The sequence below is a fragment of the Frankia alni ACN14a genome, assembly GCF_000058485.1.
Lineage (GTDB): Bacteria > Actinomycetota > Actinomycetes > Frankiales > Frankiaceae > Frankia > Frankia alni.
The window spans coordinates 1,873,415-1,895,583 of record NC_008278.1 but is presented as its reverse complement, the minus strand read 5'-3'; the positions used below and the strand labels follow the sequence as shown (position 1 = coordinate 1,895,583).

At 71.5% G+C, this 22,169-nt stretch carries 16 protein-coding genes and 1 tRNA gene; 11 read left to right on the top strand and 6 right to left on the bottom strand.

The annotated features are described in order from the left end of the window. Positions 1 to 69 precede the first annotated feature (69 nt). The 5 genes from lon to FRAAL_RS07580 all read left to right on the top strand — a co-directional run bounded on the left by lon (position 70) and on the right by FRAAL_RS07580 (position 6,069). Entirely contained in the window at positions 70 to 2,661 is a 2,592-nt protein-coding gene (gene lon / locus FRAAL_RS07600; protein WP_041938986.1) for an endopeptidase La, read from the top strand. Between the two features lie 542 nt (positions 2,662 to 3,203). After that, on the top strand, positions 3,204 to 3,680 hold the full coding sequence (locus FRAAL_RS07595; RefSeq protein WP_011602945.1) for a hypothetical protein: 477 nt from the start codon (positions 3,204 to 3,206) through the stop codon (positions 3,678 to 3,680). Between the two features lie 85 nt (positions 3,681 to 3,765). Then, positions 3,766 to 4,494 carry an oligoribonuclease gene (orn, locus tag FRAAL_RS07590; protein WP_050997041.1) on the top strand — a complete coding sequence of 243 codons (729 nt, stop codon included), beginning with the start codon at positions 3,766 to 3,768 and terminating at the stop codon, positions 4,492 to 4,494. Positions 4,495 to 4,652: 158 nt separating this feature from the next. Then, a tRNA-His gene (locus tag FRAAL_RS07585) sits at positions 4,653 to 4,728 on the top strand. 123 nt (positions 4,729 to 4,851) lie between these two features. Then, entirely contained in the window at positions 4,852 to 6,069 is a 1,218-nt protein-coding gene (locus FRAAL_RS07580; RefSeq protein WP_011602943.1) for a tyrosine-type recombinase/integrase, read from the top strand. On the opposite strand, the gene FRAAL_RS36025 is transcribed toward FRAAL_RS07580, so the two are convergent. The 3 genes from FRAAL_RS36025 to FRAAL_RS07570 form a co-directional block, all read right to left on the bottom strand. Further along, complete coding sequence (locus FRAAL_RS36025; RefSeq protein WP_011602942.1) at positions 6,058 to 6,375, bottom strand: helix-turn-helix domain-containing protein; 318 nt, start codon at positions 6,373 to 6,375, stop codon at positions 6,058 to 6,060. The two genes, FRAAL_RS07580 and FRAAL_RS36025, sit on opposite strands and share 12 nt — an antisense overlap. A gap of 791 nt (positions 6,376 to 7,166) precedes the next feature. Then, entirely contained in the window at positions 7,167 to 7,526 is a 360-nt protein-coding gene (locus FRAAL_RS07575; protein WP_011602941.1) for a hypothetical protein, read from the bottom strand. Continuing rightward, a complete protein-coding gene (locus tag FRAAL_RS07570) occupies positions 7,523 to 8,026 on the bottom strand; it encodes a hypothetical protein (RefSeq protein ID WP_011602940.1) in 504 nt (167 codons plus the stop codon). The genes FRAAL_RS07575 and FRAAL_RS07570 overlap by 4 nt, the downstream gene beginning before the upstream one ends. A 559-nt stretch (positions 8,027 to 8,585) precedes the next feature. Between FRAAL_RS07570 and FRAAL_RS07560 the strand changes: the two genes are divergently transcribed. From FRAAL_RS07560 to FRAAL_RS07550, 3 genes are all read left to right on the top strand, one after another. Next, positions 8,586 to 10,043, top strand: a complete 1,458-nt coding sequence (locus tag FRAAL_RS07560; protein WP_011602938.1) for an NsdA family TPR-like regulatory protein — start codon at positions 8,586 to 8,588, stop codon at positions 10,041 to 10,043. A 310-nt stretch (positions 10,044 to 10,353) separates the two neighbouring features. After that, on the top strand, positions 10,354 to 11,916 hold the full coding sequence (locus FRAAL_RS07555) for a toll/interleukin-1 receptor domain-containing protein (protein WP_011602937.1): 1,563 nt from the start codon (positions 10,354 to 10,356) through the stop codon (positions 11,914 to 11,916). 1,393 nt (positions 11,917 to 13,309) lie between these two features. Continuing rightward, positions 13,310 to 14,794: a toll/interleukin-1 receptor domain-containing protein gene (locus tag FRAAL_RS07550; protein WP_011602936.1), complete on the top strand. Its 1,485-nt coding sequence runs from the start codon at positions 13,310 to 13,312 to the stop codon at positions 14,792 to 14,794. Positions 14,795 to 15,011: 217 nt separating this feature from the next. On the opposite strand, the gene FRAAL_RS07545 is transcribed toward FRAAL_RS07550, so the two are convergent. Then, a complete protein-coding gene (locus FRAAL_RS07545; protein ID WP_256790121.1) occupies positions 15,012 to 15,221 on the bottom strand; it encodes a GNAT family N-acetyltransferase in 210 nt (69 codons plus the stop codon). A gap of 40 nt (positions 15,222 to 15,261) precedes the next feature. Continuing rightward, a complete protein-coding gene (locus FRAAL_RS07540; RefSeq protein ID WP_041938985.1) occupies positions 15,262 to 15,978 on the bottom strand; it encodes a response regulator in 717 nt (238 codons plus the stop codon). 465 nt (positions 15,979 to 16,443) lie between these two features. On the opposite strand from FRAAL_RS07540, the gene FRAAL_RS07535 reads away from it, so the two are divergent. Together FRAAL_RS07535 and FRAAL_RS07530 are read left to right on the top strand one after the other, a co-directional pair. Beyond that, complete coding sequence (locus FRAAL_RS07535; RefSeq protein ID WP_041938984.1) at positions 16,444 to 18,015, top strand: aldehyde dehydrogenase family protein; 1,572 nt, start codon at positions 16,444 to 16,446, stop codon at positions 18,013 to 18,015. A gap of 327 nt (positions 18,016 to 18,342) precedes the next feature. Then, positions 18,343 to 19,149 carry an isocitrate lyase/PEP mutase family protein gene (locus FRAAL_RS07530; protein WP_011602931.1) on the top strand — a complete coding sequence of 269 codons (807 nt, stop codon included), beginning with the start codon at positions 18,343 to 18,345 and terminating at the stop codon, positions 19,147 to 19,149. Positions 19,150 to 19,261: 112 nt separating this feature from the next. Here FRAAL_RS07530 and FRAAL_RS07525 read toward each other — a convergent pair whose 3' ends face one another. After that, positions 19,262 to 20,023, bottom strand: coding sequence for a polysaccharide deacetylase family protein (locus FRAAL_RS07525; protein WP_041938983.1), 762 nt, complete (start codon positions 20,021 to 20,023; stop codon positions 19,262 to 19,264). A gap of 179 nt (positions 20,024 to 20,202) precedes the next feature. Here FRAAL_RS07525 and FRAAL_RS07520 point away from each other — a divergent pair, with 179 nt between their 5' ends. Further along, on the top strand, positions 20,203 to 22,137 hold the full coding sequence (locus tag FRAAL_RS07520) for a TerD family protein (RefSeq protein ID WP_011602929.1): 1,935 nt from the start codon (positions 20,203 to 20,205) through the stop codon (positions 22,135 to 22,137). Positions 22,138 to 22,169 lie beyond the last annotated feature (32 nt).

The window sequence follows — 22,169 nt, the reverse complement described above, 5'->3', positions numbered from 1 at the left end:
CGGGAACAACGGTAGGCTGATGGGACTTCAGTCCAGGTGACTCAACTTCCTCACGTGAGGGTGGACCACATGCCACAGATCCGGGTGTTGCCCGTCCTGCCGCTCGACGACGCTGTTGTTCTGCCCGGCATGGTCGTGTCCCTCGACATGTCCGACGAGCAGACCCGAGCCGCCGTGGACGCCGCCCGTACCGGCGGGTCAGCCGGCTCCTCCGACGCCCGCGCGCCGGGGATCTCCAGTCGGGCCGCCGGTCGGCCGGCCGAGGTGCTGCTCGTCCCCCGCGTCGGCGGCGAGCTCGCCGAGGTCGCCACGGTCGGGGTGATCGAGCAGGTCGGCCGGTTGCCGCGCGGCGGCTCGGCGGCGGTCGTGCGTGGCACGGCGCGGGCCCAGGTCGGCGGCGTGCGGCCTGCCCCCGCCGGCACCGACACCACCGGCACCGGCACTGCCGACGCCACCTCCGGCGCTGGCAGCGGCGCGGGCGTGCAGTGGGTGGACGCGGTCGTCCTCGACGACAGTGCGGCCACTCCGTTCGGCGCGCTCGACGACCCGGCCGGCACCCGTGCCGGCTCCCCGGCCGACGAGGCCGCCCGGGTGGACAAGCTCGCCAAGGAGTACCGAGCGCTGGTCACGGACCTGCTGCGCCAGCGCGGCGCCTGGCAGGTCGTCGACTCGGTGTCCGCGATCACCGATCCTGGCACGCTCGCCGACACGGCCGGCTACTCCTCCTATCTGACGACCGCGCAGAAGATCGAGCTGCTCGGCACGCCGGCGGTCGGCACCCGCCTGGAGCGGCTGCTGACCTGGACGAAGGAGCACCTGGCCGAGCAGGACGTCGCCGAGACGATCCGCCGCGACGTCCAGGAGGGTATGGACCGCCAGCAGCGCGAGTTCCTGCTGCGCCGCCAGCTCGAGGCCGTCCGCAAGGAGCTGTCCGAGCTCGACGGCTCGGGGGGCGGGGCCGACGGCGCGAGCGGCTCGGAGCCGGCCGACTACCGGGCCCGCGTCGAGGCCGCGGACCTGCCCGAGAAGGTGCGGGCGGCGGCGCTCAAGGAGGTCGACAAGCTGGAGCGCACCTCCGACTCCTCGCCCGAGGGCGGCTGGATCCGCACCTGGCTCGACACCGTCCTCGACCTGCCGTGGAACGTCCGCGCCGAGGACTCCTACGACATCATCGCCGCCCGCGCGGTGCTCGACGCCGACCATGCCGGCCTCGACGACGTCAAGGACCGCATCATCGAGCACCTCGCCGTGCGCCGGCGGCGCGCGGACGCCGGTCTCGGGGTCGTCGGCGGCCGGCGTGGCGGTGCGGTGCTGGCGCTGGCCGGCCCACCCGGGGTCGGCAAGACGTCGCTCGGCGAGTCGATCGCGCGGGCCATGGGCCGCTCGTTCGTCCGGGTGGCGCTCGGCGGCGTGCGCGACGAGGCCGAGATCCGCGGCCACCGGCGCACCTACGTCGGGGCGCTGCCCGGCCGCATCGTGCGGGCGATCCGCGAGGCCGGCTCGATGAACCCGGTGGTGCTGCTGGACGAGGTCGACAAGCTCGGTGCGGACTACCGGGGCGACCCGACGGCGGCGCTGCTGGAGGTGCTCGACCCCGAGCAGAACCACACCTTCCGCGACCACTACCTCGAGGTGGAGCTGGACCTGTCCGACGTGCTGTTCCTGGCCACGGCGAACGTGCTGGAGGCCATCCCGGCGCCGCTGCTGGACCGGATGGAGCTGATTCGCCTCGACGGCTACACCGAGGACGAGAAGGTCGTCATCGCCCGCGACCACCTGCTGCACCGCCAGCTCGACCGGGCGGGGCTCGCCGAGGGCGATGTGAGCGTCGGCGACGACGCCCTGCACGCGCTGGCCGGGGAGTACACCCGCGAGGCCGGGGTGCGCGACCTGGAGCGCTCGATCGCCCGGCTGCTGCGCAAGGTCGTCGCCCAGGTGGCGCTCGGCGCGGCCGCCCTGCCGGTCACGATCGACGCCGGGGACCTCACCGGCTACCTCGGCCGGCCCCGGCACACCCCGGAGTCGGCGGAGCGCACGGCCCTGCCCGGGGTCGCCACCGGCCTGGCGGTCACCGGCGCCGGCGGCGACGTGCTGTTCGTCGAGGCCTCCCTGGCCGACGCGGAGACCGGCGGCGGCGGCATCACGCTGACCGGTCAGCTCGGTGACGTGATGAAGGAGTCGGCCCAGATCGCCCTGTCCTACCTGCGCTCGCACGGGGTGGAGCTGGAGCTGCCCGTCGGCGACCTCGCCGACCGCGGCGTCCATGTGCACGTCCCCGCGGGTGCCGTGCCGAAGGACGGGCCCAGCGCCGGGGTGACGATGACGACGGCGCTCGCGTCGCTGCTGTCGGGCCGGCCGGTCCGGGCCGACGTGGCGATGACCGGCGAGGTGTCGCTGACCGGGCGGGTGCTGCCGATCGGCGGGGTGAAGCAGAAGCTGCTCGCCGCGCACCGGGCCGGCCTGACCACCGTGCTGCTGCCCCAGCGCAACGGGCCGGACCTCGACGACGTGCCCGCCCCGGTGCGCGACGCGCTCACCGTGCACCTGGTGACCGACGTCCGGGAGGTGCTGGACCTGGCGCTGGAGCCCGCGTTCGACGCCGACCACGGCGGCCGGTCACCGGGGCGCGCCGGGCACTCCCCCACCGCCCTGGCGGCCTGATCACGCCCTGGCGCTCTCCCGCTGGTCCGGCCGGTGTCCCCGGACACCGGCCGGACGGCGGCGCGGCGGCCATCCGCCCCGCCGCGAGCCGCCCCGAGCGCCGTGAGCTGGGCGGATCGAACCGACGGGACCGGCGTGGCCGGACAAGACCGCATACGGTTTGCAAGCGACACGCCGTGGGCGAGGTAAACACCATGTGACGCCGGCCGCGCAGAGCCCCGAACACGGCTACGGTCGGGGCGTGGATAGTGGCCGCTGTCTTCGGCAGGAGCGCATCGCACAGCAGCGCATCCTGGGGCTCAGCCGACAAGGGGTGCGCCAACGACCGCGCGACAACCGCGGCCCGGCGCACCCGCCAAGCCGGCCACCCGGCCGGCGGCGGCGCACCCGCTGACGGCACCCGCCCCGCTGCCCGTCCAGAGACGAGGATGCCGGCCCGAGCATGACCGGTCCGAGACGAGGGCGCTGGTCAGCACCGCGAACCGGCCCATTAGAGTGATCGGATCCCCCTTGGGCCGGCATGGCGGAGGGACCCGGACGACGTGGACGCCCTCAGACGAGGTTGGATCGGCCTGGCGCTGTTCTTCGCGGCGCTGATACTCATGCCGATCCTGGTCTTCGGGTACGACAAGAACCAGCCACAGCAGCACGCTGCGGCCACGGCGACCCTCACCGCCACCGATCGTGTCGTCACCGCGGCCCCCGCCCCGCCGCCGGCGGCCACACCGCTGGCCTTCACCGGCATCCGCCCGGGCGAGCGGATCTCCGGTTTCCGGACCATCCGCGTGGTGTCAACCGGGTACAGCGGCCCGCTGGAATTCGTGCTCAACGGGCCCATCGCCCCGTATCGGCTGGATCTGGGCCAGCCCCCCTACGTGTTCAACCCGCACGTCGGGGGCTGGCAGACCAGTGAGGTACCGAACGGGGAGTACACGCTGACCGCCATCCCGACCCAGGTGGCCAACGATCACACCTCCATAACGTTTACTGTGAGTAACGACACGGGTGTGAACGGCTGACATCCACCGTCGTCAGCCCGACCACACCGTCCACCTCCCGGGGGTGCGCGTGACGTTGCGAGCCGTAGACCCTAGTGTCAACGGGATGGATCGTCTGGTGTGGATCGACTGCGAGATGACGGGCCTGGATGCCGCGTCGGATCTGCTGCTGGAAGTGGCCTGCCTGGTTACGGACAGTGAGCTGAACATCCTCGATGAGGGCATCGACCTGGTCATCTCGGCGCCGGACGAGGCGCTCGAGGCGATGGTGCCCGTCGTGCGCGAGATGCACCAGAGCTCGGGCCTGACCGCCGCCGTCCGCGCCTCCACCCTGACCCTGGCGGACGCGCAGGCACAGGTCCTCGACTACGTCCGCGCCCGCGTGCCGGAGGTGCGCAAGGCGCCGCTGTGCGGCAACTCGATCGCCACCGACCGCACCTTCCTCGCCCGCTACATGCCGGCGCTGGACGCCCACCTCCACTACCGCATGATCGACGTTTCGTCGATCAAGGAACTGGCCCGGCGTTGGTACGTGCGGACGTACTACGCGGCGCCGGTCAAGCGTGGTGGCCACCGGGCGCTGGCCGACATCCAGGAGAGCATCGAGGAGCTGCGCTACTACCGGCAGGCCCTGTTCGTGCCGCCACCCGGCCCCGGCACCGAGCAGGCGCGGACGATCGCGGCCGAGGTCCGCGCCCAGACCGACGCCATCCTCGCCGCGCTCCCCGCCGGCGCCTCCGCCCCGACCGCCCCGACCGCGCCTGCCGCCCCGAGCGGGGGCGCCGCGCCGAAGGGCACCCCGTCGACCACCCCGGACCGCGCGAACGCAACGTGACGCCCACGTCACCCGTGACCCCCTTGCCCACGAGGGGACCTCGCCCGGTACGATGGCTTCGCTCGGTGAGACGCCCCAGGCGACGCACTCGGGATCCGTACCGGTAAGGGATTGCCGGCGCGGCCCGGTCGGTCACGGCGGCGCGATCATTGATCATGGTGGGTGTAGCTCAGCTGGTAGAGCACCGGGTTGTGGTCCCGGTGGTCGCGGGTTCAAGTCCCGTCACCCACCCCAGAGTTCCAGCCGTTCTACCAGGTGTTTCGGGTCGGGTAGCACGGTGCGGGTAGCACCGATCATGGTCATCGGGTAGCACGCTGATCTAGGCTGTCTCTCGGGTCTTGCCGAGAGGAGGGCCGCGTGGCCTGGATTCAGGAGCGCGCGAACCACGTCCGTGTCATGTGGCGTGAGGGTGGCCGAGGCAGTACCCCGGAGTACGAGAAGTTCGCCTCCCGTACCGAGGCCGAGGTCTACAAGACGCTGGTCGAAGCCGCCGGCAACCGCCGCCCGACGCCCGTGGTGGAGGACGGCCGCCCGCCGCGTCCGATCGCCGGTCTGCCCTGCACCGTCGAGACGTGGGCGACGTACTGGCTGTCGGGTCTGTCCGGGGTGCGCGGCCGCACCGCGAAGGACTACGAACGCGACCTCCGCAACCACGTGTTGCCCTTGTTGGGTGGCCTGGAACTCACCGCCGTGTCCAGCACCGACGTCGGCCAGTGGGTGAAGGGCCTGCAGGAACGGGGGTTGGCCCCGAAGACGATCCGCAACCAGCACGGGTTGCTGTCCGTTCTGTTCCAGGCCGCCGTGGACCACGAGCCGCAGGCGATGCGCCCTGGGAACCCGTGCGCGCGGACCCGACTGCCGGAGGCGAGCGGGGAGGAGATGCACTTCCTGACCCCCGCCGAGCTGGAACGGCTGTTGGCCGCCCTGCCCCCGCACTATCGGCCGCTGGTGACCACGTTGGCCCTGACCGGGTTGCGATGGGGGGAAGCCACCGGCCTCACCGCCCGGAACGTCGATCTTCTCGGTACCCCCGGGACGACCGCCGTCCGGCAGTCGCTGCAACGCCAGGCCGACGGATCTCTCCAGTTGGGCCCGCCGAAGACCCGCACGTCACGGCGGACCGTCACGCTGCCCGCGAAGTTGGTCGACGTGCTCATTCCGGTGTGGAGCGGCAAGGAGGGCGACGAGATGGTGTTCACGACGCAGCGCGGCTCCCTCGTGCGTCACTCCCACTTCTACAACCGGGTGTGGAGGCCCGCAGTCCTCCGAGCCGGGTTGGTCCCAGGGCTCCGCATCCATGATCTTCGGCACACGCACGCCGCCTGGCTCATTTCCGCCGGACGGCCGTTGCCCAGCATCCAGCGCCGGTTGGGCCACCGGTCGATCACAACCACGATCGACCGGTACGGCCACCTGTTGCCCGAAGTCGACCGGGGCGACCTGGACGCGCTACAGGCCGCGTTCATCACCGGCGACGCGGACGCCGCCGAGGTCACGAACGCCGCCGAGGCGATGGGCGCCACCGGGGTCACGAGCGCCGCCGACGCCGGCCGGGACGAGAAGCTATCGGCCTGATCGGCGCCGTTTCGGTAGCGGGACGGGTACCACCGAGGCCGGCACGAGCCCGGCAGCGGCGGTACCCGTCACCGGCCCCACCCCCGACCCGGCAATGATCTTCCGGAGGTCATCGGCAGAGAACCGGATGGCCCGCCCCAACCGTCGGTGTGGGATCTTGCGACGGCGCACCCATTCCCGCAACGTCGACTCCCGCACCCGTAGCAACGTCGCAGCCTCTTCCGGATCGTAAAGACGAACATCATCGTCCGGATCCGTCCTCGGCTCACCGTCGGGGCCGTTCCCGCCGTCACGTCGAGCTTGCATCAGACGAACACCGCTTCCAGGCGGACCCCTCCCGCCGGCCGCACGGGCCCGGCAACGAGGGTCAACAGGAACAGGGCAGCAGTCAGAGACACGCCCCGAGCCCGACCCGGACCGCCACCGCGGCCCCACGAGGTAGCCCGTCCACCTGGCGTCACAGCACACGCAACCAGCGGCAGGACGATCAAGGCCCCACCCGCACCCCACCCAACGACCAAAATCGAACGCATGTTCCCATCGGGTGGGGTGGGATCGACGGCCGGTGCCCACTGGGACCGTTCACGTGATCGGCAAAGAATGCGGCAGCGCACAGGAAAACCCCGGGGGTCAGGAAGGGGAGAAGCGGAAACCGGAATGGTTCCCGCTCCACCTACCCTGCCGCCGCGCATACCGGTTTGGAACAGTGCAGATTCGGTTATTCCACGGAATTCCGCCGGCGCAGACGCGGAGTACACCGCGCGTCAGCCCGGAGCCGACACGGAGTGGACGGCCCGGAGTGCACGCGGAGAAAGCCCGGACCAGACCCGGAGGCGACCCGGAGAACCCCCGGGGCGCACCCCGCCCGCCCCGCCGCCACCCCACCGTGCTCGAGAAACAGGCGTTCGTCTGGGCACGAGTGCGGCCCCGGACCGGTGGCGAGGGGGCGCCTACCAGTCCGGGGCCGACTTCCGTGACCGGCCGGCGTGCCGATCACGAGGGGAGCGGACCCCGCCGTGTGGACGAGACGCACGAGGCCCTCCCCCGGTGGCAGGAAGGCGTGACCTCTGACCCGTCACCGGCTCACAATGCCGCGATCAATCCTGCGAAGGTCCCCCGCGTCGGCCCAGCCAGCGGAGCAACTCCGCCTCGCGGTGAAACGCCGCGGTGTCCACGGTCAGCCCCGGAAGCTGCAACCGGATACCGGCCAACGACCGGTGCAGATCCTGGTCTTCCAACGCATGCGCCATCAGATACAACGTCGCGTCCGCCAGCGGATGCGACCGGTTCACCGCCGCCGACCGGGCCAGCAGCTCCAACACCCGACCCACCACCACCTCCACCATGTCGCGGTCCGCGTCGGGCAGCTCCCCGGCGATCCGCGCGGACAACACCAGCCCGAGCCGTTCCACCAACGACGGCGGCCCGTCACCGGTCTGGCCGCCGGACGCGGTCACGGCCGCCGGTCCAGGCCGAGGATCTGCCGCCGGCTCACCCACTGCTCATACCGGTCCGGTGCCATGACCTCCCACACCCGCCGGGGCACCCACACATCCCCCGACTCCCACACGAGCACCTCATGCGCCACCGGCCGCCGCCCCTGAAACGTGGCATCCAACCCGTTCAACGGGCCGCCGCACAGCACCAGCCCCCGCCGGGCGGAGCGCACCGCCAGCCGCAGGCCCACCACCATCGCCAACCGCGACGCGACCAGATCCCGACTGCCGCGGTGCACGACCACCGCCATCACCCCCGGCCGCCCGGCCGCACCGAACGCAGCCTCCAGCAGCACCCCAGCCGCGACCGGCCAGAAGTCCGCTTCCATCTTCGGCCGCCCGGCCTGCCCGTCCCACACCGGTTCCGCGCAGACGAGCAGACCATCCGTGTCGGGTAACACCACCTCCGGCAACCAGCGATACCGGGAGTCGTCCGGACCGTCACCCTCGATCAGACTCACAGGACCGCTACCCCCTCCGGCGTGGTCACGCACAACATCGGCGCCACCGTCCAATCCCCATAGCACCGCTCCCGCGCGTGCCCCTCCGCCGCCGCCGGCGATTCGAACGGGCCAATCAGCCCCTCCAACTGCCGCCCCGAACCGAAGGTCGCCAGCCCCCATTGGACGACCGACCCGACCGGCACGCGGTCTCCCGACCCGCCGATCCCGGCCCGTTCCTCGCACCCAGCCATGGCCAGCCCCCTTCCGGCGAACCTGACGACCAGCGCCCCGCCAGGCGGCAGGCACACCGCGGCGTCCGCTACCTGCGGCTTTGCTCGCGCTGGTGCTTTCAGAGTGACGGGGAAGGACCCGATGCGGCTATCCCGTCGATGGGGCACGTAAACGCATCTGCCGCCCGGCACCCAACACATACCGGTGCCCTCGACGTCATCCCGCACGGCCGGGTTAGGAAAGTGTTAGGGCCGCCAGCCCGGCGGACCACAGACGAACCGCGAAAGAATGCGTCACCGGACGGTTACCCTTTTTCTGCCCTCGTCTGCCTGCGCTCGGAGAGCCGATGCCCGCCCTCTCACGGTCCCGATCCGTCGAGTCCGAACAGGAACGCGGCCGGATACTGCGCGCCCGTCACCCCGGATGGGAACCCGAACGCCTCACCGCCGCCCGCCACGCCCTTGGCTGGAGCCGCGCCACCCTCGCCCGCAAGGTCCGCGCCATCCGACCTGTCGACGTGCCGTTCTCCCCGCCGATCGCCTCGGAGCAGACGATCATGAGACATGAACGAGGATGGGCGTATCCCGGCGAGGACTGGCAATCCGCCTACGCCCACGTCATGGCCACGAGCCGCGTCGACCTGGGATTTTGCACGCGCGAAACCGAACGCCCCACCATCGTTACCCGCCACACCTTGCCCAGCGGCCCGCCAGGCGCACACGATGAGTGGGTCCGGCAACTCTGGACAACCTCCGGGCTGTCCAACGCATGGGAGGAGGTGACGGCCATCGATCGCCGCCAGTTCACCGCCCTTACCGGCGTGACCCTCATCGGCGCCGCCCATGAATGGCTCGTCGCCGATCCCGCCCGCATCGCTGCTGCGCTCTCCGGACGACGTGCCGACGCATCCGTCATCGTCGACCTCACCACCACCATGGACGCGCTGCGCCGCCTCGACGACAAGCTAGGCGGACAAGCCGTCAACGGCATGATCCTCGAACAGCTACAACTCGTCGTCCGCGTCCTACGCAACGCCAGCTATACCCAGACCGACGGCCAGGCACTCCACGGCATCGCCGCCGAACTCGCCCGCATGGCCGCCTGGACCGCGCAGGACAGCGGCCAGCACGGCACCGCCCAACGCCTCTACCTCGTCGGACTGCGTGCCGCCCACGAAGCCGACAACCCCGGCATCGCCGCGAACATCCTGCGCTGCATGGCCGTTCAGGCATGCGGACAGGCAGACCCCCGCACCGGCATCGATCTTCTACGATCCGCGCGAGCCGGAAGCCGCGGACGGCTCACCACCACCGAAAACGCCATCCTCGCCGGACAACTTGCCGTCGCCCACGGCCGAGCCGGAGACCGTGAAGCCGCCCGAGCCGCCGCCGACGAAGCCCAACGACACATAGGCGAGGCCGCGCCGGACGACGCACCCCCTTATGCCTATTTCGTGACCCCCGAAGTGATCTTCTATCTCAATGGCGTTTCGATGATCTTCGGCGGTGATTCCGCCGCCGCAATCCCTCTCGTTCAGTCCGCCATCGACAACGCGGACCCGAACATGCCCCGCGATCTTCTGGAGTTCCAGGCCAGTCTCTCTGTCGCCCACGCCCGCACCGGAGACCCCGACGCAGCCCTACGGCTGGCACACCAGGCGATCGACGCAACACCCCTGACCGCATCCGCGATGATCGCCGACAGCTTCACCGAGGTCTACCGCGAGATCAAGGCCACCGGCCACCCAGGAGCCAGCAACCTCGCCGACCACCTGCACACCATCACCGGAGCCGCCGACCTCTGACCAGCACCAACACGTCATAGCAGAGTCTGTCGCGAACTTTCTTTATGGGTTTCAAGGGCGGCCCTTCGGGCCGCCGCGGGGGCCGTGCCGCACACGCCGCGCCCCCGCCGTGCGCGCCGCGCCTGCGCGGTGCCGCCGCGCCACGACGGGGCCCCGCCTCCCTCCGGTCGGCACCCCATCGGGGCGTCGTCCCCGCGGGCGCGTCGACCCGTCGGGCACCTCGGAGCGTCACAACCCCCGCGACGATCAGCAATGCCAAGGTCTGACGCGATGTGCCGTGGACGGTGCCCATGGTGAAAGATGTTGCTCTATGTCGGGGGTTGGCGACGGCGCGGCCGGGTGGGACTTCTTCATCTCCTACACCAAGGCTGATCAACGGTGGGCGGAGTGGGTGGCCTGGCAGCTCGAGGCCGCCGATTACCGGGTGTTGATCCAGGCGTGGGATTTCGTGCCCGGGTCGGACTGGCGATTCAAGATGGAACAGGGCGTCACCCAGGCGGCGCGGACGATCGCGGTCCTGTCGAAGACGTATCTTTCGTCGGTCTACGGCGGGGAAGAGTGGCGGGCTGCGCGGGCCGCGGACCCGGAAGGACTCGCCCGTAAGCTGCTTCCCGTCCGGGTGGAGAACTGTGATCGTCCTGGGGTTCTGCGGACGGTGGTCTCCGTGGACCTGTTCGGCGTCGCTCCTCACACAGCGCGGCTCCGTCTGCTCGCGGGTGTACGCGGGGCGTTAAACGGCCGGGTGAAACCCGAGGCCGAGCCGGAGTTCCCCGTCGGTCCCGGCCGGATGCCACGGAGATCGAACAGGAGGCGAAGGCCCGCGGGGATCCCCGTCCATCCCGGCCGGATGCCACCGTCCCAACCGGCCGCCTTCCCCGACCCGCACCCCTCATCGCCACGGCCTCTCACCCCCCGGCCGATCGGCAACCCCCTCACCGGCCACACCAAGGGGGTGCGGTCGGTGGTATTCGCGCCGGACGGGCAGACCCTGGCCACCGCCAGCGTCGATCAGACGGTCCGGCTCTGGGACGTCGCCGACCCGTCCCACGCCCGACCGATCGGCAACCCCCTCACCGGCCACACCAAGGGGGTGTGGTCGGTGGTGTTCGCGCCGGACGGGCAGACCCTGGCCACCGCCAGCGCCGATCAGACGGTGCGGCTCTGGGACGTCGCCGACCCGTCCCACGCCCGACCGATCGGCAACCCCCTCACCGGCCACACCAAGGGGGTGTGGCCGGTGGTATTCGCGCCGGACGGGCAGACCCTGGCCACCGCCAGCACCGATCAGACGGTCCGGCTCTGGGACGTCGCCGACCCGTCCCACGCCCGACCGATCGGCAACCCCCTCACCGGCCACACCAAGGGGGTGGAGTCGGTGGCGTTCGCGCCGGACGGGCAGACCCTGGCCACCGCCAGCAACGATCAGACGGTGCGGCTCTGGGACGTCGCCGACCCGTCCCACGCCCGACCGATCGGCAACCCCCTCACCGGCCACACCAACAGGGTGCGGTCGGTGGCGTTCGCGCCGGACGGGCAGACCCTGGCCACCGCCAGCAACGATCAGACGGTCCGGCTCTGGGACGTCGCCGACCCGTCCCACGCCCGACCGATCGGCAACCCCCTCACCGGCCACACCAGTTGGGTGGTGTCGGTGGTATTCGCGCCGGACGGGCAGACCCTGGCCACCGCCAGCGTCGATCAGACGGTCCGGCTCTGGGACGTCGCCGACCCGTCCCACGCCCGACCGATCGGCAACCCCCTCACCGGCCACACCAAGGGGGTGTGGTCGGTGGTGTTCGCGCCGGACGGGCAGACCCTGGCCACCGCCAGCACCGATCAGACGGTCCGGCTCTGGGACGTGTGGGCTGACTGAACCCGCAGGGTCTCCTGTTCCCGGGGGATGTCCTACTACCAGCCGGGTGGACACCGGCAGTCCTACGGCTGAGACCGAACGGTCGCCGGCGGCAGGTTTCCCCCTTTTCCGCTGGCGCCGGATCGTTTAACGGACCGGCGGACACGTCAAGGACGCTACGCGTCGCAAGCGATCATCCTTCGGATGACCCTTGACGTGCCCACCGCTCCGCTAAGGCGAGGCACCGTCGGGCAAGGGCGAAAAAATGGAGGGGCCGACAGACCGCGCTGTTCTCGGCCTGCGCTGGCCGCCGCCGACCCGACCGACCACGCCACCCCCGCCGAGGCACCGGAACCCCCGCGCCCCGCCGACCAAGAGCCCTGGGAACCAGGCGCACAGGTATTCTTCCTGGTCAGACGACCGCAGCCTCACCGGAACACTCACGCTCTATCGTTTCGTCGCAACGTATCGTTTGTCATGCGACGAAACGGAAGTGGCGATTCGGAGTAGTGGGCGCCACACCTCCGGCGCCTCCAGGCCCTACCGGCAGCCCCAGACCGCCCGAGCGCACTACTTCCGACGACCCCGGACAAGGCCGACAGCGGACCCACTCGCCGGCCGAGGCATGCAGCTCCCCGCAGCGACGACCGCCAGGCCCCCGCCGCCGGCAACGACCCACCGGCCAGGCAAGGCAGCGCCCGCCAACCCGTGCACCCCACGCGCACCGGAGCAGGGACACAGACAGAGAGAACCAGCCGCAGCGCGCCCCCGAAGGTCCGGATGCGACCGGACAACGAAGCCGTCCCGGTGGTTCGGCTCGGGTGCGCGCGGGCGGGCTACTGTGGCAGTAGTTCTACTGTCCACCCGAGAGCAGCACGGAGCAGCCGGCCCCACAACCATGATCGGAAGGTTGCACCAGCGGTAACACGCACCGGTGCAACCCGACGGAAGCTCACCGGGACTCACCGAACCTGACCCTCTGACCAGGCCATATGTGAAAGGTGCAGGTCGGAGGAGTGTCCCGATCGGGTTCAAGTCCCGTCACCCACCCCAGGTCATCATCTCCGACCAGGTACTCAGGTCGGAGCCATGCTGCGCAGGCATCGGACCCGTTCACCTGCTTGAAGAGCAGGTCACGGCGCCGTCCTGCACTCGTAACGGCAGCAGCCAACCAAGATCGGCGACGAGAGTTCTGCGCTGCCGTAAAGCCGCCCTTCCGGCCCAACCGAGAGACATGGCAGCCGCGTCGCGCGGCAACGACCCGAATGGCCCGCCCATCTCCGGCCAGCAACTCGTGGAGGCGTCGCCTCATCGGGCCCCGCTGGAGCGTCAAACCCCTTGAGCCAGTAGGGCGCCGCGCACTTGCCGGAGGCGATGCTCTAGCTACTACAACGAGGGTAGAAGATGTTGCGCTATGGGGGCGCTCGGTAACAGTGTGGCGGGATGGGACTTCTTCATCTCCTACACGGCAGTGGACAGTCCTTGGGCGGAGTGGCTGGCTTGGCAGCTGGAGAGTGCAGATTACCGAGTGTTGATCCAGGCGTGGGATTTCGTGCCCGGGTCGAACTGGCGCTTCAAAATGCAACAAGGAGTAATGCACTCGACACGCATGGTTGCCGTCTTGTCTACCGCATATCTGACTTCTGTGTATGGGCAGGAGGAGTGGGGAGCTGTGCAGGCCAGCGACCCCCATGGTCTCGAACGCAAGCTGCTACCCGTTCGCATCGAAGACTGCGCCAGGCCGGGTTTGCTGGGCGCGGTGGTGTCGATCGACCTGTTCGATCTCCCTGTCGATGATGCTCGCGATCGCCTGCTCACGCAGGTGCGGGGGGCGTTGGCGGGCCGGGTGAAGCCCGAAGTGGAGCCAGCATTCCCCGTCCGGCCACGCCAGGCGATGGCTATCCCACCGCCCGCGTTTCCCGAGGCCGCCCTCGCCCCTAGTCCAGGGTCGTTCCGACCCAGGCCACTCGGCGTTTCCTTCTTTGGTCACCGGGACGCGGTGTGGTCAATGGCCTTCACTCCAGACAGCCGCACCCTGGCCGTCGGCCTTGACGATGGGACAGTCTGGCTGTGGGACGTGACCGACCCACTCCGCCCCCAACGGCTCAGCGGCCCCCTCGCTGCAGACGACGACGTGGTGTGGTCAGTGACGTTCGTTCCAGACCGCCGCACCCTCGCCATCGGCGGCAGCGATGGAACAGTCCGACTATGGAACCTGGCCGACCCACACCACCCCCACCCCATTGGCGGCCCCCTCCCCGACAGCCGCGCGATGGATTCACTGATGCTGGCACCAGACGGCCGCACCCTCGCCATCGGCGGCAGCGACGGAACAGTCCGACTATGGAACCTGGCCGACCCACACCACCCCGACCCCATTGGCGTCCTCACAGGCAGCCATGAGGTGGATTCAATGGTGTTCGCACCAGACGGCCGCACCCTCGCCGTCGGCGGCAGCGACGGAACAGTCCGGCTGTGGGACGTCGCCGACCCACACGCCCCCCACCCACTGGGTGATCCCCTCATCGGCCGCTACACGGCGGGATCGCTGGCGTTCGCATCAGACGGCCGTACCCTCGCTGTCGGTAACGGCAGTCAGACACTGTGGGTGTGGGACATAGCCGACCCGCATCACCTCCAGCCGCTTGGCGAGCCGTTCACCGACGGCCATATGCCGGAATCGTTCACGTTTGCGCCGAACGGCCGCACCATCGCCGCGGGGTTCAACGATGGGATCATGCAGTTGTGGGACGTAGCAGATCCGCACCACCCCCGGCCGATCGGGGCCCCCCTCACCAGTCACAGCGACGCCGTGCTCTCGGTGGTGTTCGCGCCAGACAGCCGAACTCTCGCCACCGGCAGCGGCGACGGGACGGTCCACTTGTGGCGGCTGAGCTGAACTGCCCCCGGTTGCCGTCCGAACACCTCCAAAGCGTCACCGACACGGCAGATCTCCGACCAGGACGAACAGGCCCATCCAAGGTTTTTCGCATGCCTTCTACACAGTTTCAAGGCACTCCTTCGGGACGCGCGTCGTGCCGCCGCACGGCCAGAACCCGTCAACCCGCGCGCGTCGGAACCTCGGCCCGCGCCCGTTGCGGACGCCGAAGCCTGAGTCAGTCCAGGTACATCCGGACGCCGGCTGCCGAGGGGGCAAAGCCGGTCGCCTCGTAGAAGAGGTGCGCCTCGCTGCGGTCGTTGCGGGACAGGAGCTGGACCTTGTAGCAGTTGGCAGATCGCGCGGCGCGGACGACATCGGTCATCAGCTCCTGGCCGATGCCGTGTCCACGGCATCGATCCTGGCCGTCCCCACAGCCCGGGATCAAGGTGCCCCGGTCGGGGCCGCGCGTCGAGCCGCCAGGACGATCACTCGATGTCGAACAGGCCCTGGCGCACGGCGTACATCACGGCCTCCATCCGCGAGTGCAGCTGCAGCTTGTCCAGGATGTTGCGCACGTGGTTCTTGACCGTGTTCTCGCTGATGAACAGCTTGCGGGCGATCTCGCGGTTCGCGCGGCCCTCCGCGACGAGCTTGAGCACCTCGAGCTCGCGGGCGGTCAGGTGCGGGGCGTTGACGCGGGGGCGGTCCTCGGTGCCGCGGGCCATCGTGGCGAACTCGACCATCAGCTTCGACGCCATCGACGGGCTGATCAGGCTCTGCCCGTTGTGCACGGCCCGCACGGCGTCCGCCACCTCGTGCGGCGGGATCGACTTGAGCAGGTACCCGACGGCACCCGCCTTGATCGCCTCGAACAGATCGGACTCCTCGTCCGACACGGTGAGCATCACGATCCGGGTGCGCGGGACCGCCCGCTTGATCGCCCCGGCCGCGGCGATCCCGTCCCGGCCGGGCATGCGGACGTCCATCAGAACGATGTCCGGCGATGTGCCGGAGGCCAGGGTCAGCGCCTCCTGGCCGTCACCGGCACGGCCGACGACGCTGATGTCCTCCTCGATCTCCAGGACCGTCTGGAGGCCCTGCAGAAAAAGCTCATGATCGTCTACCACGAGGACCCGGATCGGTGCGGAGCCCTCGATGGAGTCGGCTTCAGCAGCCGACGGCGGCATGACACTGGCCGTCATCACACATCCGGGAATCAGGATCGAATCGTCCGGGCGACGACGCGGACGCGAACGAAAGATGGTTCGGACACCCTTCCACTCTACGTGATGAAGTACACACCAGAGGTCGTGACAGCGTCCGAGTGACGCCCGCGTCTTCCCCCATTAACGCATCCGACATGCCGGAAATAGTACGCGGTGGACGGTCTCCGCCCACCCGGATCGCCGGCTTCGGCACCGGAACGGCAGCGGTTTCGGCCGGTCAGGGGCGTCGGCCCCCGATCGGGGCGCCACGGCCGACCCGGGGCCCGGGCCTCGCCAAAATCGGACGATCCGCGTCCGATCGTCTAATGAGGGGTTGTCGCGTCAATTAACCGTCCCTCAATCAGTCGGCCCCGATCTCTGCGCGCGATCGAATTATCGGATGTGCGATATATGGCACTCGACTGGTGGCGCATCTGGCGGTTGACCGTCAATCTCATGTGTATGGCCGCGACCACCAGCACCCCCCAGCCGCGACTCCACATCAAGCCGGGCACGACCTGGTCCGACGCGTTCGCCCGATGCCACGAGATCGTCCCGGAGGCGTTCGACGCCGACCGCCTGCGCAACCTGTGGGGCGGCCAGTGGCGCCGCACCGGCAGTCCCCTGCACAGCCACTCCCCCGTCGACGGTTCGCCGATCGCCGGGCCGCCCATGCTGGGCCAGGACGAGGCGCACGAGGCGATCAGGGCCGCCCTCGACGACCACAAGCAGTGGCGCGACGTGGCGCTGGCCGAGCGCAAGGCCCGCGTCCGCGCCGCGGTCGACGCGATGGACGCCCACCGCGAGCTGCTCGCGCTGCTGCTCGTCTGGGAGATCGGCAAGCCCTGGCGCCTCGCCCTCACCGACGTCGACCGCGCCCTCGACGGCGTCCGCTGGTACCTCGACGAGATCGACGGCATGATCGCCGGCCGCGGCCCGCTGCCGGGCCCCGTCAGCAACATCGCGAGCTGGAACTACCCGATGAGCGTGCTCATGCACGCCATGCTGGTCCAGATGCTGGCCGGCAACGGCACGATCGCGAAGACCCCCACCGACGGCGGCGCCGCCTGCCTGACCCTGGCCAGCGCCCTGGCCCGCCGGGAGGGTCTGCCGGTCTCGCTGGTGAGCGGGTCGGGTTCGCGGCTGTCCTCGGCGCTGGTGCGCGCCCCGGAGATCGGCTGCCTGGCGTTCGTCGGCGGCCGCTCCGCCGGCGGGCAGGTCGCCGCCGCCCTCGTCGACACCGGCAAGCGCCACTTCCTCGAGCAGGAGGGGCTCAACGCCTGGGGCATCTGGGACTTCTCCCAGTGGGACACCCTCGCCGCCCACCTGAAGAAGGGCTTCGAGTACGGCAAGCAGCGCTGCACCGCCTACCCGCGCTACGTCGTCCAGCGCCAGTTGTTCGACCGCTTCCTCGCGATGTACCTGCCGGTGGTCGCCGGGGTCCGGTTCGGCCATCCGCTGGCCGTCGCCGCCGACGACGACCCGCTGCCCGAGCTGGACTACGGCCCGGTCATCACCGCCGACAAGGCCACCGAACTCGCCGCGAAGGTCGACGAGGCGATCACGAAGGGCGGTGTGCCGCTCTACCGCGGTGACATCGCCGACGGCCGGTTCATCCCCGGGCAGGACACCTCCGCCTACGTCCCACCGGTGGCGATCCTGCACCCGCCCGCCTCCAGCGCGCTGCACCACGCCGAGCCGTTCGGGCCGGTCGACACGATCATCGTCGTCGACTCCGAGGCCGAGCTGCTGGCAGCGATGAACGCCTCCAACGGCGCGCTGGTCGCCTCCCTGGCCTGCGACGACGAGTCGTACGCCCGCCGCCTCGCCGGGGAGCTGCAGGCGTTCAAGGTCGGCGTCAACAAGCCGCGTTCGCGCGGCGACCGCGACGAGCCGTTCGGCGGGCGCGGCGCGTCCTGGAAGGGCGCGTTCGTCGGCGGCGCCCACCTCGCCCGGGCCGTCACCGTCGGCCCCGACCCGAACGAACGCCTGGTCGGCAACTTCCCCAGCTACTCCCTGTACCCCGAGGTCTGACCGCCTTCCTTCTTCCACGAGACGGCTCTCGATGTCCCGGGCCGTCCCAAGCCGATCCGGGCAGGCGAGTGCGGCACGCTGTGTATGGTCCGAGCCGGCAGACCGTGCACAGCGCACCGCACCTGCCATCTCACGTACCGCGCCTGCCGTCCCACGCACCGCCCCGGCGGGTGTCGGTGCGGCTTCGCGGCCCGATGGCCGATCGGAAGGCAGGGCAGCACCGCCGCTTCCGTCTAGGCTTCGTACTGTGATGATCTATTCCTGGCAGCCGGTCCCCACCGTCCGGTCGGCCCGGGGGCGGGCCGGTGGACGGCGGGTGGCCGCGCCGTGACGGCCACGGCCGCAGCTGGACGGACCGAGCGGTTTCGGGAGCTGCACCGGCCCGGGGTGCCGCTGGTCATGCCGAACGCGTGGGACGCGGGGACGGCGCGGGTGCTCGCCGCGGTCGGCTGCCTGGCGGTGGGGACGACGAGCAGCGGGTTCGCTGGCACGCTCGGCCGGCTCGACCGGTCGGTGACCCGCGAGGAGGCGCTCGGGCATGCCGCCGCGCTCGTCGCCGCCGTGGAGGTGCCGGTCTCCGCCGACCTGGAGAGCGGCTACGGCGCCGAGCCGGCCGAGGTCGCGGCGACGGTGCGGGCCGCGGTGGCCACGGGGCTCGCCGGGTGCTCGATCGAGGACTTCACCGGCGACCCGCAGGCCCCGATCCACGACGTCGGCCTGGCCACCGCGCGGATCACCGCCGCGGTCGAGGCGGCGGCCGGGCGGCTCGTCCTCACCGCCCGCGCCGAGAACCACCTCCACGGCCGGGACGACCTCGCCGACACGATCGACCGGTTGCAGCGCTACCAGCAGGCCGGCGCGGACGTCCTCTACGCCCCGGGGCTGCGCCGCGCGGCGGACGTCCGCAGCCTGCTGGCGGAGCTGGAGCGCCCGGTCAACGTCCTGCTGGTGCCGGGCGGACCGGGCGTGGCGGAGCTGGCCGAGCTCGGCGTCGCGCGGATCTCGACCGGTGGCGCGCTCGCCTTCGCCGCGTTGGGCGCGCTCGGCCGGTCGGTCCGGGAGCTGCTCGACGGGGCGGCCCCGTCGTTCTGGCCGGACGCCGGGGCCGGGCGCGACATCGTCCGCGCCTGGTAACAGGAGACCGGTAACGGGAGCCCGGTAACGGGAGCCCGGTAACGGGAGCCCGGCAGCGGGAGCCCGGCAGCGGGAGCCCGGTAGCGGGCCGGCCGGTAGCGGGCGGGGCCGGTCAGCGGCCGCGCAGGCCGTGCTCGGCGAGGGGGCCCAGGCGCAGGCCGGCGTCGTCGCAGCGGGCGGCGAGCTCCGGCAGGGCGCCGAGCGCGCTGCGCCAGGCGCCGGGCGCCGAGGTGCAGTCGCAGTCGTGCAGCAGCACGGTGGCCCCGCCGCGCAGGTCGGGCGCGAGGGTGTCCAGGACGCTGCGCGGGGTCGCCTCCGCCGTCCAGTCCCGGCCCCACGCCGACCACAGCACCGGCGTCAGTTCCAGGTCACGGGCGGCGACGAGCAGTCCGGCGGAGAGGATGCCGTGCGGCGGCCGGACGAAGCGCGGGGTGCGCCCGGTGACCTCGGCGACCAGGTCGCGGGTGCGCACGAGCTGGTCGCGGGTCGACCGCGGGCCGCGCAGCAGCATCGGGCGGTGGTCCCAGCCGTGCACGGCGAGCTCGTGACCGGCGGCGACCATCTCCCGGGCCAGGCTCGGCGAGCGCTCCAGCAGGCTGCCGAGGACGAAGAACGTCGAGCGGACGTCGAGCTCGGCGAGCACGTCGAGGAACTGCGGGGTCGAGGCGGGGTCGGGCCCGTCGTCGAAGGTGAGCGCGACGTGGTCGCCGGCGCCGACCCCGGCGAGCGCCGGGGTGACCCGCAGCCTCAGCCGGCGCAGCGTCGCCAGCGAGGGCAGGCCGTAGGTGAGACCTGCCGTGGCACTCAGCGCCACCGCCGTGCGGGCGGCGCGGCGTCCCACGGTGGACCCGCGCGTCGTGACGGACCGCGTCATGGCGCCAAACTCTGCCACACGTGCCGCCGCGCCCCCAGCGCGACCCGGCGGCCGGCCCGATATGTCAGGACCGACCGCCGTCCGGGCCGATCGGCATACATTCCTTCCACGTAGACGTGTCGACGCCGCAGCCGCCGGTGGCGGTGAGCCGTCGCCCGCCCCGACCCGCGGAAGGCCGCATGACCCTGGCCCCGGCCCTGCAGAAGGGCGCCAACATCCCCGTTCCCGCCGGGGTTCTGCGCGTCGCGGTCGGCTGGACGCCAGGCCGGGTGGTGGACGTCAGCGCCGTCCTCGTCACCGAGGAGGAGCGGGTTCGTTCCGACGGCGACTTCGTGTTCTTCAACGCGCCGAGCCACTCCTCGGGTGCGGTCGCCCTGACGGCCGCGGGCCCCGGGACGGCCGGCCTCGTGGTGACGCTGCCCCGGGTGGAGCCGGCGGTGAGCCGGATCGTGATCGCCGGGTCCGTCGACGTGGGAAACTTCGCCGAGCTGGCCGACCTCACCGTCGAGCTGACCGACCGGGCGGGCCGGCCGGTGGGCCGGTTCGTTGCGGAACCCGACGAGCCGGTCAACGCGCTGGTGCTCGGGGAGCTCTACCGCCGGGCGGGCGGCTGGCGGTTCCGCGCCGTCGCCCAGGGCTGGAACAGCGGCCTCGCCGGCCTGGCTCGCGGTTTCGGCATCGCCGTCCGCGCCGACGACCGCGCCGCCGACGACCGCGCCGATGACCCCGTCGACGACCCCGACGGCGACGCCCCGACCGCCACCTACCCGACGAGCACCTACCCGACCAGCGACGACGTCACCAGCGACGATGTCACCGGCGACGAGCCGATCGGTGAAGAGTCGACCGGCGCGGAGCCCACGCGGGTGCTTCCCGAGGTCGCGGACGCCCTCGCAGCCGACGAGTCCGAGGCCGGCGCGGAGGACGGCGGCGGCGCCGAGGACGGCGGCGGCGCCGAGGACGGCGGCGGCGCGGAGGACGGCGGCGGCGCGGAGGACGGCGGCGCAGAGGCAGCAGGCGGGACCGAGGAAGATGGCGGTGGCGGGGAGGAGCGGATTCGGGCGGACTGGTACCCCGATCCGGTGCGCCCGGACCTCATGCGCTGGTGGGACGGGGAGCGTTGGCAGGGTCCGCCCACGCCGATCCTCACGGAGTCGGACGCGAGCTGCGGTCGGTGCGGCGCTCGCAAACGGTGGCGGTTACTCGGCGGGCCGCCGGCCTGCGAGGAGTGCGCGCAGGCGATCCGGGCGTACCTGTGGGACTGGCGGGCCCGCGTGGTGTCGTCGCTGACGCGCGACGACCCGACCGGGGCCGACCTCGAACCGCTGTGGGCCGACCTGCGCTACCAGCGGATCCCGGAGTCGGCGGGCTGGGAGATCGTCCAGGCGGTCGGGCCGGCGCACCTGGAGCGGCTGGCGGCGTTCGCGTTCGCCGACGGGGTGATCGAGCCGGCCGAGGTCGACCGCATCGAGGCGGCGGCCGCGCGGCTGCACCTGGCCGGCCCGGATCTCGACGCGCTGCGCCAGCGCCTCGCCCGTGGCCTGGAGTTGGCCCGGATCGGCGCCGGTGAGCTGCCCCGGCTGCCCGCGGGTTCCCTGCACCTCGACCTCGACGAGATCGTGCACCTCGACGTGTCGGCCACCCTGGTCCAGCAGGCCGCGGCCGGTCCCCGCCACGCCCCGGGTCGGCTACTCGCCACCAACCGCAAGCTGCGCTTCCTCGGCGAGACCGGGCGGGGCGCCGAGCTCGGCCTGCCGAAGATCGTCGAGGTGGAGGCACGGGGCGGATGCGTCGACATCGCCGCCACCACCACCCGTGGCTCGGGCAGCTACCTCGTGGACGACCCGCAGTACGTCGCCGCGGTGCTGGCCGGGATCCTGCGGGTCGCCCGGCGGCAGGTCATCGCGCCGGGCAGCCGGGCCAGCCGGGCGATCCCGCAGGCGGTGAAGGCGGAGGTGTGGCGGCGCGACGGCGGGGTGTGCGTCGAGTGCGGGGGCGGCGAGCACCTGGAGTTCGACCACGTGATCCCGTTCAGCCGCGGCGGCGCGTCCAGCGTCAACAACCTGCAGCTGCTGTGCCGGCGGTGCAACCGCTCCAAGGGTGCCCGGATCTGACCGCGGGCGGTGGCGTGCAGGACCCGGCGGAC